This window comes from Kitasatospora sp. NPDC051170 (genome assembly GCF_044455705.1).
Taxonomy (GTDB): domain Bacteria; phylum Actinomycetota; class Actinomycetes; order Streptomycetales; family Streptomycetaceae; genus Kitasatospora.
The window spans coordinates 427,631-442,272 of record NZ_JBITFA010000003.1; the positions used below are offsets into that span (position 1 = coordinate 427,631).

The 14,642-nt window shown below is 74.4% G+C and carries 13 protein-coding genes; 5 read left to right on the forward strand and 8 right to left on the reverse strand.

Annotation, left to right across the window (positions count from 1 at the left end; translation table 11 throughout):
- Positions 1-7: 7 nt before the first annotated feature.
- The 4 genes from ACIBCA_RS08935 to ACIBCA_RS08950 all read right to left on the reverse strand — a co-directional run bounded on the left by ACIBCA_RS08935 (position 8) and on the right by ACIBCA_RS08950 (position 5,323).
- The gene (locus tag ACIBCA_RS08935; protein ID WP_396282160.1) at positions 8-1,711 is read right to left on the reverse strand and encodes a (2,3-dihydroxybenzoyl)adenylate synthase; all 1,704 of its coding nucleotides are present in this window, start codon (positions 1,709-1,711) and stop codon (positions 8-10) included.
- 74 nt (positions 1,712-1,785) lie between these two features.
- Positions 1,786-2,937 carry an isochorismate synthase DhbC gene (gene dhbC / locus ACIBCA_RS08940; protein ID WP_396282403.1) on the reverse strand — a complete coding sequence of 384 codons (1,152 nt, stop codon included), beginning with the start codon at positions 2,935-2,937 and terminating at the stop codon, positions 1,786-1,788.
- A 218-nt stretch (positions 2,938-3,155) separates the two neighbouring features.
- Positions 3,156-3,935: a 2,3-dihydro-2,3-dihydroxybenzoate dehydrogenase gene (locus ACIBCA_RS08945; RefSeq protein ID WP_396282161.1), complete on the reverse strand. Its 780-nt coding sequence runs from the start codon at positions 3,933-3,935 to the stop codon at positions 3,156-3,158.
- Positions 3,936-4,165: 230 nt separating this feature from the next.
- A complete protein-coding gene (locus ACIBCA_RS08950; protein WP_396282162.1) occupies positions 4,166-5,323 on the reverse strand; it encodes a CapA family protein in 1,158 nt (385 codons plus the stop codon).
- Between the two features lie 308 nt (positions 5,324-5,631).
- On the opposite strand from ACIBCA_RS08950, the gene ACIBCA_RS08955 reads away from it, so the two are divergent.
- A complete protein-coding gene (locus ACIBCA_RS08955; protein ID WP_396282163.1) occupies positions 5,632-6,390 on the forward strand; it encodes a universal stress protein in 759 nt (252 codons plus the stop codon).
- A 121-nt stretch (positions 6,391-6,511) separates the two neighbouring features.
- On the opposite strand, the gene ACIBCA_RS08960 is transcribed toward ACIBCA_RS08955, so the two are convergent.
- On the reverse strand, positions 6,512-7,909 hold the full coding sequence (locus ACIBCA_RS08960) for an MFS transporter (RefSeq protein ID WP_396282164.1): 1,398 nt from the start codon (positions 7,907-7,909) through the stop codon (positions 6,512-6,514).
- A gap of 7 nt (positions 7,910-7,916) precedes the next feature.
- On the reverse strand, positions 7,917-8,702 hold the full coding sequence (locus ACIBCA_RS08965; RefSeq protein ID WP_396282165.1) for a glycerophosphodiester phosphodiesterase: 786 nt from the start codon (positions 8,700-8,702) through the stop codon (positions 7,917-7,919).
- Between the two features lie 200 nt (positions 8,703-8,902).
- On the opposite strand from ACIBCA_RS08965, the gene ACIBCA_RS08970 reads away from it, so the two are divergent.
- From ACIBCA_RS08970 to ACIBCA_RS08980, 3 genes are all read left to right on the forward strand, one after another.
- Positions 8,903-10,084 (forward strand): M48 family metalloprotease, encoded by a 1,182-nt coding sequence (locus tag ACIBCA_RS08970; protein ID WP_396282166.1) that lies wholly within the window; start codon positions 8,903-8,905, stop codon positions 10,082-10,084.
- Between the two features lie 30 nt (positions 10,085-10,114).
- Positions 10,115-10,537: a MarR family winged helix-turn-helix transcriptional regulator gene (locus ACIBCA_RS08975; protein WP_396282167.1), complete on the forward strand. Its 423-nt coding sequence runs from the start codon at positions 10,115-10,117 to the stop codon at positions 10,535-10,537.
- A 185-nt stretch (positions 10,538-10,722) separates the two neighbouring features.
- Entirely contained in the window at positions 10,723-11,859 is a 1,137-nt protein-coding gene (locus tag ACIBCA_RS08980; protein ID WP_396282168.1) for a PP2C family protein-serine/threonine phosphatase, read from the forward strand.
- A gap of 3 nt (positions 11,860-11,862) precedes the next feature.
- Here ACIBCA_RS08980 and ACIBCA_RS08985 read toward each other — a convergent pair whose 3' ends face one another.
- On the reverse strand, positions 11,863-13,305 hold the full coding sequence (locus ACIBCA_RS08985; RefSeq protein WP_396282169.1) for an ABC transporter substrate-binding protein: 1,443 nt from the start codon (positions 13,303-13,305) through the stop codon (positions 11,863-11,865).
- Entirely contained in the window at positions 13,296-13,862 is a 567-nt protein-coding gene (locus ACIBCA_RS08990; RefSeq protein ID WP_396282170.1) for a hypothetical protein, read from the reverse strand. The genes ACIBCA_RS08985 and ACIBCA_RS08990 overlap by 10 nt, the downstream gene beginning before the upstream one ends.
- 163 nt (positions 13,863-14,025) lie before the next feature.
- Between ACIBCA_RS08990 and ACIBCA_RS08995 the strand changes: the two genes are divergently transcribed.
- Positions 14,026-14,637 carry a hypothetical protein gene (locus ACIBCA_RS08995; protein ID WP_396282171.1) on the forward strand — a complete coding sequence of 204 codons (612 nt, stop codon included), beginning with the start codon at positions 14,026-14,028 and terminating at the stop codon, positions 14,635-14,637.
- Positions 14,638-14,642: the final 5 nt, after the last annotated feature.

The following is a 14,642-nucleotide window of genomic DNA, read 5'->3' on the forward strand; positions in this document are numbered from 1 at the left end:
TGTGGCGTCAGACGGTGGTGGTGGCGGTGGTGTCGACGGCGTCGGCGGCAGCGGTGTCGGCGGCAGCGGCCGCGATGGCGGCCCGCAGGTCCTTCTTGCTGACCTTGCCGATGCCGGTGGCGGGGAACTCCTCGACGAACTCGACCCGGTCCGGCACCTTGTAGTCCGCCAGCCCGCGCCCGCGCACGAAGCGCTTCAACTCGACGGCCTTCGGCGGCCGTTCGCTGTGCTCACCGCGCAGCACGACGTAGGCGCAGGTGCGTTCGCCCAGGTACGGGTCGGGCATCGAGACCACCGCCGCGTCGTGCACGGCGGGGTGGGCCAGCAGGTGGTTCTCGATCTCCTCGGCGGCGACCTTCTCGCCGCCCCGGTTGATCTGGTCCTTGGCCCGGCCCTCGACGACCAGGTGGCCGCTCGGCAGTCGGCGTACGAGGTCGCCGGTGCGGTAGAACCCGTCCGGGGTGAAGGAGTTCGCGTTGTGCTCGGGCGCGTTCCAGTAGCCGCGGATGGTGTACGGGCCGCGGGTGAGCAGATGCCCGGTGACGCCGTCCGGCAGGTCCGCGCCCCGGTCGTCGACCACCCGCACCTCGTCGTCCGGCGAGATCGGCCGGCCCTGGGTGGTGGTGATCAGCTCCTGGGAGTCGTCCAGGCGGGTGTAGTTGACCAGTCCCTCCGCCATCCCGAAGACCTGCTGGAGCGTGCAGCCCAGCACCGGGCCCACCCGGCGGGCGGCCTCCTCGCTGAACTTGGCGCCGCCGACGAGCAGCACGTCCAGGCTCTCGTAACCGCGCGCGCCGCGCCCGGCGGCGTCCAGCCAGAGCAGGGCCAGCGGCGGCACGAGCCCGGTGATCGTCACGCCCTCGCGCTCGATCAGCGGGAAGGCCGTCTCCGGTCCGGGCTGCGGGCAGAGCACGACCCGGCCGCCCGCGTACAGCGTGCCCAGCGAACCGGGCGAGCTGAGCGGGAAGTTGTGCGCGGCGGGCAGTACGCACAGGTAGACGCCGTGCTCGTCCAGGCCGCACAGCTCGACGGAGCCGCGCAGCGAGTAGATGTAGTCGTCGTGGGTGCGCGGGATCAGCTTCGGCACGCCCGTGCTGCCGCCGGAGAGCTGGAGGAACGCGACGTCCTGCGGCTCGGGTTCGCGCTCGGGGCCCGGGCCGTCGCAGGGCACGTCGGCCAGCCGCTCGTGCTCGCCCGGGTCCTCCCCGGCGACCAGCACCAGGCGCAGCGACGGGCTCTGCTCCCGTACCTGGGAGGCGAGTTCGCGGTAGTCGAAGCCGCCCGCCGTCTCGGGAACGATGTACCCGGCGGCGCCGGTGAAGGCGCAGAAGTGGCCGATCTCGGTGCGACGGTGGGCGGGCAGGGCGAAGACGGGCAGCGCGCCGATGCGGAACAGCGCGAAGACGACCTCGAAGAACTCGGCCACGTTGGGCAGTTGGACCACCACGCGGTCGCCGCTGCCGATGCCCCGGGCGAGCAGCCCGGCGGCCATCCGGTCGGCGCGGCGGTCGAGTTCGGCGTAGGACCAGCGGCTCTCCTGCCGGGAGGCGGAGTGGCCGCCGGGGTCGACGACGGCGATCCGCTCGCCGTGGGCGGCGGCGCGCTCGCGCAGCATCCGGCCGAAGGTCTCGCCGCGCCAGTACCCGGCGGCGCGGTAGCGCTCGGCGAACTCGGCGGGGTAGGGGGTGAATCCGTCCAGAACGGTCTGCATGGCGCTCGTCGGGGCCGCAGGGGTCGCAGGGGCCGTCGGGTTCACAGGGGCCGTCGGGGAGGTGGTCGGGTTCGTCACCGGGGCACTCCCGCCGCGTCGAGGAAGGTACGGAACTTGGCGCTGGTCTCGGCGAGTTCGTCCTCCGGCCGGGATCGGTCGACGACGCCCGCGCCGGCGTAGACCCGCAGGGTGCGGCCCTCGGCCTCGGCGCAACGGATGGTCACCACCCACTCGCCGTCGCCGCTCGCGTCCTGCCAGCCGACCATGCCGGCGTACAGGCCCCGGTCGAAGGGCTCGACCTCGCCGATGACCCGGCGGGCGAGGCCCGTGGGCGTGCCGCAGACGGCCGGGGTGGGGTGCAGGGCGGTGGCCAACTCGAGGGCTCCGACGGCCGGTTCGGCCAGCTCGCCACTGATGGTGGTGGCCAGGTGCCACATCGCGGCGGTGCGCACCAGGGTGGGCCGCGCGGGCACGTCGAGGGTGCGGCAGTACGGCGCGAGCGCGGTGCGGATGGCGTCGACGACGACGGCGTGCTCGTGCAGGTCCTTGGGCGACTCGAGCAGCGCGGCGGCGCGGCGGACGTCCTCGCCGAGGTCGGCGCTGCGCGGCACCGAGCCGGCGAGCGGGTTGGCGAGCACGGCGGTGCCGCGCCGGGAGAGCAACAGTTCGGGGCTGGCGCCGATCAGGGTCCGGCCCTCGCCGGCGGGGAGGGCGAAGGTGTAGCCGCCGGGGTCGCGGCGGGCCAACCGCTGGAGGACGGCGGGCAGGTCGAGCGGGCGGTCGGCGGTGAGCTCGAGGGTGCGGGCGAGCACGACCTTGCTCAACTCCCCTGCGCGCAGCCGCTCGACGGCCCGGGCGACACCGGCGCCGTACGCCTCGGGCGCGGGGACGGGGCGCACCTGCCAGTCCACCTGGTCGGCGGCGGGGGCGGGCAGGGCGATCAGCGGGTCGTCGCGCAGCGCGCCGGCGGTACGGACCCGGGCGGGGACGGCGAGTTCGGCCCGGCTGTCGTGGTCGAAGGCCACCGCGCCGACGACCAGCGGGAGTTCGGCACCGGCGCGGGAGGCCTCGGCGAGGGTCTCGGCGACCCGCCGGGGCAGCGGACGCCCGTCCTGCGGCACCCGGGCGCGCACGCCGGAGGCGAGGAGGGTGCGGGTCGGGGTGGCGAGGAAGGCTTCGTCGGGGGCGGCGCGGTACTGGCCGAGCAGTCCGCTGGCGGCGCCGATGACGGCGTGCTCGGACGCCGTGGGGTCGGGATGGCCGGGGTCGGGATGGCCGGAGCCGGGATAGCCGGGGCCGGCATGGGCGGGCGTCCCCGCCGGGGCGTGGTGCACCGTGGTCACGGTGGTCTCTCCAGTCTGGGACTGTCTGGGACGGGTCTGGGCGGATCCGGGGTCGTGCGGCAGTACCGGGCGATACGAAGCGGTACGGGGGTGTCGCCCGGTCAGGCGCGCAGGGTGGCGCCGCCGTCGACGTACAGGTCGTGCATGGTGATGTGCCGGGCCCGGTCGGAGGCGAGGAAGACGACGGCCTCGGCGATGTCGGCGGGCGCGGCGATGCGCCCCAGCGGGATGCCGACCCGCCAGGCGGCCAAGTCGCCGTCGATGACCCGCCGTTCGGAAGCCTCGGCGTCGACGCCCCAGAGGGCGCGCTGCATCTCGGTGTCGGTGGAGCCGGGCGAGACGATGTTGCAGCGCACGCCCGAGCGGGCCAGCTCCAGCCCGAGGCAGCGGGTGAGCATGGTGGCGGCGGCCTTGGAGGCGGCGTAGGCGGCCATTCCGGCGCGCGGCACCCCGGCGGCGTTGGAGCCGACGGTGACGATGCTGCCCCGCCCTCGGGCGGCCATCCTCCGGCCGACCGCGCGGCCGGTGTGGAAGACGCCGGTGGCGTTGACGGCGAAGGTCTGCGCCCAGTCCTCGTCGGTGAGTTCGATGACCGGGGCGGTGCGAAGAATACCGGCGACGTTCACCAGCACGGCGATGGGCCCGAGTTGACGTTCGATCAACTCGACCGTGCTGTCGACCGCCTGGGAGTCGGAGACGTCCAGGACGTACGGGTGCACGTTCTCGTGCTCGTCGGCGACGGCGCCGAGCGGGCCGTCGTTGCGGTCGACGGCGGCGACCACGGCGCCCTCGGCGGCCAGCGCCCGGGCGACGGCCGCTCCGATGCCCTGTCCGGCGCCGGTGACCATCGCGACGGCACCGGCGAATTCGGATCTGTGCACGGGACATCCCCTCCGACCAGCACGATTAGGTAAGGCTAACCTAACACATCTGTTCGCCTACGCCGATCTTCCGTGCGGCCCACGTGTGACCCGCGTGCGACCCCCGCGCGGGACCTGTGTGAAGCCTGTGCGGGCGTCAACTCCTCCGCGAGAGCCGGAACACCGGAAGAGGACAGCAAAAAGGGCGAGGCGCATCCGCCTCGCCCACCGACCGACCGTCGGCTACCGACTCACCTCGCAGCAGGGGCAGCCGGAGCCGGCGAGAGCCCCGTACAGCCGCGCAGCCCGTCGCGCCGCTTGAGGGCGTTGGCGGCCATGGCGCCGCTGACCGGCTGGGGTATCCCCTTGTCGTCGATCGTCGCGGGGGTGAACGTCTCGCCGGCGACCTTGCCGTCCTTGGTGAGGGTCAGCGTGGTGACACCGGTCTCGTTGGAGTTGGCGTAGTTGGAGGTGCCGTACCAGAGGAAGTTGCCGAAGCCGTACCCGACGTAGGTGTTGCCGAGCATCCCGGAGCCGACCATGGTGTGCGCGTGGGTGCCGACCACGGCGGTGGCGCCGACACCCGCGAGCTTCTTGGCGATCGCCTGCTGAGCGGCCGTCGGGCAGGCCTTGCCCTCCTCGCCCCAGTGCATGTACACGATCACCACCGGCGCCTGCTGCTTGGCGGTCTCCACCGCCTTGGTCAGCGCGGGCACGTCCAGGGCCGAGGCGATGCCGGGCTTGTCGGCACCGGCCCGCCACTTCTGGTTGGTGATGTCCTCGACCTGGCTGGCCGCGACGACCGCCACCTTCACCCCGCGCACCGTCGTCACGTACGGGGCGTAAGCCTCCTTGGCGTTGTGGCCGACGCCGACCACCGGGATCGGCGAGGAGTCCTTGGCGGCGAGGGTGTCCGTCAGGCCGTCCGGACCGAAGTCCACGGCGTGGTTGTTGGCCATCGAGACCACGTCCACGCCCGAGTCCTTGAGCACCGACAGCGCCTTGGGCGAGGTGCGGAAGGTGTACGTCTTCGCCTCCGGCGCGCCGCGCCCGGTGATCGCGGTCTCCAGGTTGAGCACGGACAGGTCGGCCTCGCCGAGGGTGCGGGCGATCGGGCCGAGCGCCGTGTCGGGGGCCTTGACGGACAGGCGCGGCTCGGTGCGGCCCTCGAAGTGCACGTCCCCGGCGAAGGCGACGGTGATGCTGCCGTCGGGCCGGGGCGCGCCGCCCTTGGTGGGCATCGGGGCCGGGGCCGCACCGGAGGGGTCCGCCGAACCGGGGGCGGTGGAGCCGGCCGCCTCGGGCGCGGCCTGCTGGGAGGTGGGCGCCGGGGAGGGGTCGTCCGGCCCGCAGGCGGCGACGGTCGTCAGCCCGACGAACAGCGCGACGGCGGCCGCGGCACGGCGCATGAGTGCTTCCCCCCGAATTCGATGCAAGGCGGTCAGCCTACGCCACCGTTTCGACACTTCCCGGGCCTGGCCCCGCAACGGTCCGGACACAAGGTGCCGGAATCGTGCACGGAGGAAGCGGAGGAAAGCAGAGGGAAGCAGAGGGAGGCGGAGGGAGGCGGAGGGAGGCGGAGGGAGGCGGAGCGAAACCGGACCGGGCGTCCCGGTTCGCCCCGCCTCCTGGCCACGGGGTCCCTGGCGCGGGAGCCGCGGGGGCGCGCAGCGTGGAGGGGGAGCCCCAGAAGACGGCCACCCGGAGGTGGTGCGCGATGGACACCGGCGCGATGGACACCGGACGACCCTCCCCCGGCCTGCCGCGCCGGATCGTGGTCGGCATCGACGGCTCCGCCCCCTCGAAGGCGGCGCTGCGCTGGGCGGTCGGCCAGGCCGTGCTCACCGGGGCCACCGTCCACGCGGTGGCGGCCTGGGAGTACCCGTCGCTGTACGGCTGGTTCGCGCCGATGGTCGACGACGGCTTCGAGGACACCGCCCGCCGCACCCTGACCACCGAGGTCGAGACCGTCGTCGGCCGGGAGAGCCCGGTGCCCGTACGGACGGACCTGGTGCTCGGGCACGCCGCCGAGGTGCTGCTGGAGGCGTCGGAGGGCGCGGACCTGCTGGTGCTCGGCAGCCGGGGCCGGGGCACCTTCGCCCGCACCCTGCTGGGCTCGGTCAGCACCCGCTGCGCGGTGCACGGGGTCTGCCCGGTGGTGATCGTCCGCGCGGACGGGACGGCCGTGGCCGCCGCCCCTCCCCCGGCCCCCGAACGCGAGGAAGCCGCCGTCCGGACGAAGGACTGGCGGCTTACCCTGCACGTCGTCGAGGAGCAGGACACCACCCGGGTGCACGCCGTCCTCGACGCGGACGGCGACGTGCTGCACAGCGACGCCCTCGCCCGCCGCAACCCCCGTGACGCCCCCGCCCCGCGGGTCGGGGACGAGTTCGCGGTCGGCCGCGCGCTGGTCGACCTCGGCCACCAGCTCCTGAGGGCCGGTGTGCACGAGGCCACCGGCCCCTCCGGGGAGTGACCGCGGGCGCCGGGGAACTACGGAAGTAGTGCCACTACTGCCGTAGTTCCCCGGCGCGAGCAGTGGGTCACTACGCGAGTAGCGGCACTACGGAAGTAGTGGGACTACGGAAGTAGTGCCGCTACAGCCGCTCGGGCACCGGGTTACCCACGGCCTCGATGGCGCGCCGCACCGGCACCCGGGCCAGGACAGCGAAGCCGATCACGAAGAACACCAGCAGCGAGATGATCGCCGAGCGGTAGCTGCCGGTGAGCTGGTAGGCCAGGCCGAAGACCAGCGGCCCCATCCAGCTGGTGCCCCGGTCGCTGATCTTGTAGAGGCTGAAGTACTCGGCCTCGCGGCCCGCCGGGATGAGGTGCGAGAACAGCGAGCGGGACAGCGCCTGGCTGCCGCCGAGCACCAGGCCGATCATGCAGGCGAGGGCGTAGAACCAGGCCGGCTGGTGGGCGGGCATGAAGTACCCGAGGGCCAGGGTGACCACCCAGCCGACCAGCGAGCCGAGGATGGTCCGCTTGGCGCCGTAGCGGTGGGCGATCCGGCCGAGCAGCAGTGCGCCGCCGATCGCCACGACCTGCACCAGCAGCACGGCGGTGACCAGCGAGGTCTGGTCCATGCCCAGTTCCTCGCTGCCGTACAGCGACGCCTGGGAGACCACGGTCTGGATGCCGTCGTTGTAGCAGAGGAAGGCGCCCAGGTAGAGCAGCGTCAGCGGGTGCTTGCGCATGCTGCGCAGGGTGCGGCCGAGCTCGCGCAGGCTGCTGCCGGCGGCGGGCCGCTCGCCGGTCTCGTCCGGGGTGCGGGCGACACCGGCGCGCGAGGGCAGCCGCATCAGCGGGACGAGGGTGAACAGCGCCCACCACAGGCCCGCCGAGGCGAGGCAGATCCGCACGGCGGTGCCGGAGGAGAGGCCGAGGGCCTCGTGGCCCTGGAACAGCGCCAGGTTGGCGATCAGCAGCAGCCCGCCGCCGGCGTAGCCGTACGCCCAGCCCTTGGAGGAGACGGCGTCGCGCTGGTCGGGGGAGGCCAGGCCCGGCAGGTAGGCGTAGGACAGGGCCACCGAGACGGCGTACGAGATGTTGGCGACGACCAGCAGGCCGCCGCCGAGGAGGTAGCGGTCGCCGTCGAGGAAGAACATCCCCATGGTGGCGAGGGCGCCGACGTACGCGAAGCCGCACATCAGTTCCTTGTGCCGCCCGGTGCGGTCGGCGACCGTGCCGGTGAACAGCATGGCCGCGACCGAGATCAGGACGGAGAAGGAGACCGTGTACGGAAAGAACGATCCTGCGCGGATCGCCAGGCCCAGCGGGTGGACGTCCCCGTTGGCGTCGGCCGCCCGCTTGGCGACCTCCGTCAGGTACGGCCCGAGGAAGACGGTGAGGACCGTCGCCGAGAAGGCGGCGTTGGCCCAGTCGTTGATGTACCACCCGAACTGCATCCGGCGCAGGGCGCGGCCGTCGTCGGGGGCGGTCGCCTGACTCGCCTCCGGCAGGTGGTCGGGCACGTGGTCCGTGGTGCTCATGGGGCTCCTATGCGCTGCCGGCTGCCCAGCAGCCGCGCTCGCCGAGGACGTCGCGCAGGACGTCGATGCGATCCGCCATGATGCCATCCACACCGAGGTCGAGGAGAGCCCGGATGCGTGTGGGATCGTCCACAGTCCACACGTGAACCTGCAGGCCCAGCCGGTGGGCGGCCCGCACGAAGGCCCGGTCGACCACCCGCACGCCCTTGTGCCGCTCGGGCACCTGGGCGCAGATCCCGGTGTACGGGGCGCGGCCGCCCAGCAGTCCGCCGAGCAGGCCACCCGCCAGTGAACCCAGTCGCAGGCGGGCCACCTCACGCGGGCCCAGCGAGGTCGCCAGGCGGGGTCCGGCGGCGGCGCGGACGGCGGCGAGGCGGGAGTCGGAGAAGCCGCCGACGCAGACCCGGTCCCAGGCGTCGGTGCGGCGGATCGCCTCCACCAGGGGCCCGATCGCGGGTTCCGCCTTGACGTCGATGTTGAACCGGGCGTCGGGGAAAGCCCCGAGGAGGTCCTCCAGCAGCGGCACCGGCTCGGTGCCGCCGATCCGGGCCGCGCGCACCGTCTCCCAGGGCAGTTCGGCCACCGCGCCGGAGCGGTCGGTGACCCGGTCGAGCCGGGTGTCGTGGAAGGCGACGAGCACGCCGTCGGCGGTGGCGTGGACGTCGGTCTCCAGGTAGCGGTACCCGAGCGCGACGGCGGCCTCGAAGGCGGCGAGCGAGTTCTCGGGGTGACCGAGATCACCACCCCGGTGTGCGAAGGCGAGCGGCCCGGGGTGGTCGAGGAAGGGGTGCATGCGGGCTCCGAGCTGCGGGAAGAGGGGCCGAGGGCGGGCCTCCTGAGCGCGTTACAGTATTACGCACTCCGTCAAGCGGTAACGGTGGCGGCCCGCGAGGGGCCGGTACGCCATGCTGGGGTCCCACGCGCGACACGCGACGCAGCACGCACACCGCACCACGCGCCACGAGCGACGCACCCGACCACGACGGGGGACCGATGGACGAGACCTTGGACGTGCCCGCCGACGACTTCACCCCCGACGACTTCACCCCCGACGAGCGCGCCCGGGGCCGGGCGCTGCGCCGGGCGCAGGTGCCCTGGGCGCTCGCCGCCCGGGTGGTGGGGCTGGCCCTGACGCTGCTGCTCGGCCTCACCCCCGCCGGGGCGGGGCTGGTGAGCGCCGTCGGCGGCTGGTTCGGGGGTTCCTGGGCCGCCGAGGTATTGGGCGGGGCCGCCGCGCTCGTCCTGCTCGGCCAGGCGGTGCGGCTGCCGTTCGCGGCGGGGACGCGGACGGTCCGGGCCCGGTTCGGCCTGGTGACGCAGGGCTGGGGCGGCTGGGCCGTGGACGCCCTGCGGAGCCTGGGGCTCACCCTCGCGCTTGCCCTGCCGCTCGCCCTGGCCCTGTTCGCGCTCACCGGGCGCTCCCCGCAGCGGTGGTGGCTCCCGGCGGCGGGCGCGGCCGCGCTGCTGACCGTCGCCCTCTCCTTCCTCCACCCGCTGCTGATCGAGCCGGTGTTCAACCGCTTCTCCCCCATGCCCGGGGGCGAGCTGCGCAGCGCGCTCCTGGCGCTGGCCGAGCGCGACGGCGTCCGTGTCCGGGACGTCCTGGTGGCCGACGCCTCCCGCCGTACGACGGCACTGAACGCGTACGTCTCCGGTTTCGGCGCGACCCGCCGGATCGTCGCCTACGACACGCTGCTGTCGACGGCCACTCCGCGCGAGGTGGAGCTGGTGGTCGCGCACGAGCTGGGGCACGTCAAGCACCGGGACGTGCCGGTGGGCACCGCCCTCGGGGCGCTGGGCGCGGCCGTGGCGGTCGCGCTCCTCGGCCTGCTCGGCACCTGGCACCCCCTGCTGGAGGCCGCCGGGGCGGCGGACGCGGCGGACCCCCGCGCGCTGCCGCTGCTGGCGGCGCTCGCGAGCGTGCTGGGGGCGCTCTCGGGCCCGGCGCAGTGCGCCGTGAGCCGACGGATCGAGGCGCGAGCGGACCGGCACGCGCTCGAACTGACGGGAGACGCCGAGCAGTTCGTGGCGATGCAGCGCAGACTGGCGGTGGCGAACGTGGCCGATGTCGACCCGCCCAGGGTGCTTGAGCTACTGTTCGCCACTCATCCGAGTGCCACCCGCCGGATCGCCGCCGCCCGCGCGTGGCGGATCGCGCGGGATTCCGTTGTATAGTGCAACAAATCCCGAGGACGTAGGAGCACCGTGCCCGGCCGTCAGTCGTCCATCGACACCATCCAGCGCGAGCTGACCGCCTTCGCCCGTCGCGCCCGGCACAAGGCCTCCCAGCTGCACCCCGACCTCTCCCTGGTCACGTACAGCGTCCTCGACCTGATCACCGAGCGCGGCGGCTGCCGGGCCGCCGACGTCGCCGCGCACTTCATGCTCGACAAGTCGACGGTCAGCCGGCAGGTCGGCGCCCTGGAGAAGCTCGGGCTGCTGGCCCGCGAGGCCGACCCGGACGACCAGCGCGGCCAGATCCTGCGCGCCACCGAGGCCGGGCTGACCCTGCTGCGCGACGCCAACGAGCAGCGCCGCCAAGCCTTCACCACCCGCTTCAACGACTGGTCCGACGAGGACGTGGCCCGCTTCGCCGGCTACCTGGCCCGGTACGGCGCCGAGGGCTGAGCCGAAGGGCCGAGGGCTGAGCCGGCGGGCCGAGCCGAGCCACCGGGCCGAGCTGCCGGGCCGGACCGGACGGAGCCGCCGAGCCGGGCCGGCGGACTGAGCTGCGGAGCCGAGCCACCGGGCCGGGCCTCCCCCGAGGTCCGGCACCACTCGCACGGCGTACGGACACGGTGTACAGAGGAGAGGTGCCCCACCGGCAGCGCCCCGGCGCCCACCTCCCCCGCCGCACCTGGCTCCCCGACCGCCACGTGCTGACGGCGCTCGTCCTGCTGCTGATCGTGCTGATCACCGCCGTGGACATCCTCGCCCCGCCGCACATCCACCTCGGCCCGCTGCTGATCGTCGCCCCCGCGCTCACCGCCTCCTTCGCCGGGGCTCGCGCCACCGCCGCCGTCGCCCTGCTGGCCATCGCCGCGCTGACCGTGATCGGCCTGGCCCGCGACGGGCTCACCACCGCCAACCACCAGACCCAGCTGGGCGCGCAGGCCGTCGTCTCGGCGCTGATCGTGGGCCTGCGGGTGCTGCGCGACCGCCACGAGCGCGAGCTGGCCCGGGTCCGTACGGTCTCCGAGGCCGCACAGCGCGTCCTGCTGCGCCCGCTGCCGGAGCGGATCGGGCCGCTGCACCTGGCCGCGGTGTACCTGGCCGCCGAGGCGGAGGCGCAGGTCGGCGGGGACCTGTACGCGGCCGCCCGGACGGCCACCGGCACCCGGCTGCTGGTCGGCGACGTGCGCGGCAAGGGCCTGTCCTCCCTCGGCGACGCGGCGCTGCTGCTCGGCGCCTTCCGCGCCGCCGCGCACCTGCACGCCGAGCTGCCCGACTTGGCCGCCTACCTGGACGGCAGCGTCAGCTGGGACCTCGCCCAGCTCGCGGAGCAGAAACGTATCTCCTCGGGGGGCGGCGAGGAGGCGGGCGAGTCGTTCATCACCGCCGTCCTGCTCGACATCCCCGACGACGGCACCGAGGTCCGCCTGATCGACTGCGGCCACCCTCCCCCGCTGCTGCTGCGCCCCGGCGGGCCCGTGGCACTGACCGCCCGCCGCCCGGCCCCGCCCCTGGGCCTGGGCGAACTCGCCCCGGCGCGCTACGAGGTGGAGGCCTACCCGTTCGGCCCCGGCGACCGGCTGCTGATCTACACGGACGGCGTCATCGAGGCCCGCGACGCCCAGCGCCGCTTCTACCCCCTGACCGAGCGCATCGCCGCCTGGTGCGGCGAACCGCCCGCCGCCCTCCTGCGCCACCTGCGCGGCGACCTGCTCGACCACGTCGGCGGGCACCTGGACGACGACGCGGCGATGGTCGTGGTGGACCGCCGTCCGTAGGGTTCAGGGACGGTACGGCAGCTGGGGGACGTCGAAGCAGGTGGTCGTCATGGACGGCACCTGGGTGACCCAGCCGCCCCTGCCGTCCTGGGCCGAGTCCTGCCAGCGGGCCGCGTCGAGGCAGGCGCGGGTCGGGCCGGTGGGCGGGGGCTGCGGGGTGAAGGAGGCGGGCAGGATCAGGCCGTGCGCGTCGTAGGGCTCGGCGCGGTTCATGAAGCCCTCCACGCAGGCGCGGGTCAGCGCGGTGCCGCAGGAGTCCATGGCGTCGGTGAGCCACTGCGCGCCCGCCCAGCCCTCCAGCTCCCAGGCGGACAGCCGGTCCGTGCGGTCCGTACGGTCCGTGCGGTCCGGGAAGTAGCGGGACATCGCGGCGCGGAACTCGTGCACGGCCGGGTAGCGCTCGTCCTCGTAGTTCAGGCTGGCGGAGGTCGCCCAGAGCGCGTTGCGGCAGTCCGGAGAGGCCGCGTAGTCGGTGCGCACCGACTCCGACCAGTTCTGCACGTTGGTCACCTTCGCCGCCACCCGCACCCCCGACTCGTCCAGCGCCCGGCACAGCGCGGCGTTGCCCCGGGTGTCCATCGCGTCGAACAGCAGCTGCGAGCCGTCCGCCCGGACGGCGGCGGCCACCGCCTGGAAGTTCGGCAGCGCGAAGTCCACCGTCTGGAGCAGCACCCGGTAGCCCTCCGCCTCCAGGCCGGCCTTCACCTGACCGGCGTAACGGGCCGAGTCGGCCTGGTTGTAGGCGACCACGGCGGCGCTGGTCGCGCCCAGGCGCTGCTTGAAGAAACGGAACACCTCGGTGCTCTGGTAGAGCGTGCCGTTCCAGCCGACCGCCCGTCCGTCGCGCGGGGCGGCGCTGCCGTAGATCCCGTAGAGGTGCGGCCAGCGGTCGTACGCCGTGCCGATCGGCTGGCCGCCGACGTCCGGCACCGCCTTCGCGCTCACGTACGCCGCTCCCGCGTAGTCGAGGACGCTGCCGCTGACGAAGGCGAAGACGTGCGCCTGGTCGATCAGGCGGTGCACGCAGTCCTGGTTGCCGATGCCGCTGCCGCCGTCGTCGCAGGTGACGAGCCTGACGGTGCGTCCGTGCAGGCCGCCGCGGTCGTTGAGGGCCTGGAAGAACGCCTGCGCGCCGTAGCGCGGGCCGCTGAACACCTCGCTGCCGACCGGGCTGGTGAGGGAGGTGACGATGCCGATGCGGATCTCGCCTGGGGCGACGCCGGTGTCCGAGGCGGGGTTGCCCCCGCCCGCCGTCTGCGACGCGGTGGGGCGGGGGCGGGCGCTGAAGGCGGTGTCCGGCAACCGGGTGCCGCAGCCGGTGAGGGCGAGTGCCGTCGCGAGCACGATCGTGAGCGCGATCGTGGGCGCCGGGGCGCGGACGCGGGCGGGCCGCCGACGCGCGCGGGCGTCGGCGGCCCGGGGGTGCCGGGAACCGGTCAGCTGCATCCGGGGATCGGGGTGGCGCCGGCGCCGCCGGCCTGGGTGAGCAGGCCGCACAGGGTGGAGCGGGAGACCTTCCAAGTGCCGTTCTCGAGGACGGACTGGCCGGTCGCGCTCGGCTGGACGACCTGGCCCTGGAGGGAGAGCGCGTAGGTGACCGTGGCGTCGGAGGCGTCGGTGAACGCCACATCCGAGACCTTCGCCTGCACCTGACCCACCCTCGGGTCCTGCGAGAAGCCCTGGAGGACGGGGAGCAGCATGTCGCCGCCCTGGAGCAGCTTGGCCTTGTCGGGGATGGGGGTGGCGGGGTCGAAGAACTTCTCCCAGTTGGCGGTGATCTCGGCCTTCGCGGCGGCCGGGTCGGCGGGGGCGGTGCCGCTCGCGGTGGCGGTCGCCGTCGCGGTGGCGGCCGTGCTCGGGGCCGCCGGGGAGGAGGACGCCGAGGAGGTGGACTTGCTGCTGCTGCACGCGGCCGCCGTGCCCGCCAGCATCAGGGCGAGCAGCGCGCTCGCCGTCCGCAGGGCCCGGGCGCCTCTCGGGGTGCCGCTTCGCGTCACGTGCATGGTGTCTGTGCCCTCTCGGCTGCGCGCCCCGGATGCTGTTCCGGGCCGATCCTGGAAACGTCTCAGGTGACACCATGAAGGCGGATACATGGACGAATCGCAATCCGGCGGAGGAATTCCGCCGAATGCGGCGGAGACCTCCCCCGCCAGGGGCGGAAGTGGAATGCGGGGCGGGGTTCGGGGCGGGATCCGGGGCGCGGTCCGGGGCGGACGGGAGTGGGCGGGGTGGGTGCTGCTCGCCGTCGGCGCGGTGCTGTGCGTCCTCGGCTGGTACGGGGTCTCCGGCGAGCGGTTCGTCGAACAGCAGGTGCCCTACCTGGCCTCCTCCACCGTGCCGGGGGCGGCGCTGATCGTCTCCGGGGCGCTGCTGCTCGCCCTGCGGCCGTCCGGGGGTTTCGGGGACGGGAACGGGGGCGCGGGCGGGGACGGGTGCCGCGAGGCGACCGACCGGCGGGTGGAGCGGCTGTACGAGCTGCTCGTCGAACCGGTGGACGCCCCTGACTCCCCTGACGCGCCGGGCAGCGCCACGCCCGCAGTGACGACGGGCCCGCTCGCCCTACCGGAGGGCACCCGCTACCACCGGCCGGACTGCCCGCTGATCGCCGGCAAGGCCCGGGCCGTCCCCGTGGACGACGAGGCCGTACGGGAGCGGGGGCTGACGCCCTGCCCGCTCTGCGACCCGGGGCCCGGCGACGGTTCCGGGGCGGGGCCCGGGGTCGAGCCCGGCGAAGGGCCCGGCGTCCGTCCGGGCGAAGCCGATCCGGCGGACGGCTGAGCCGG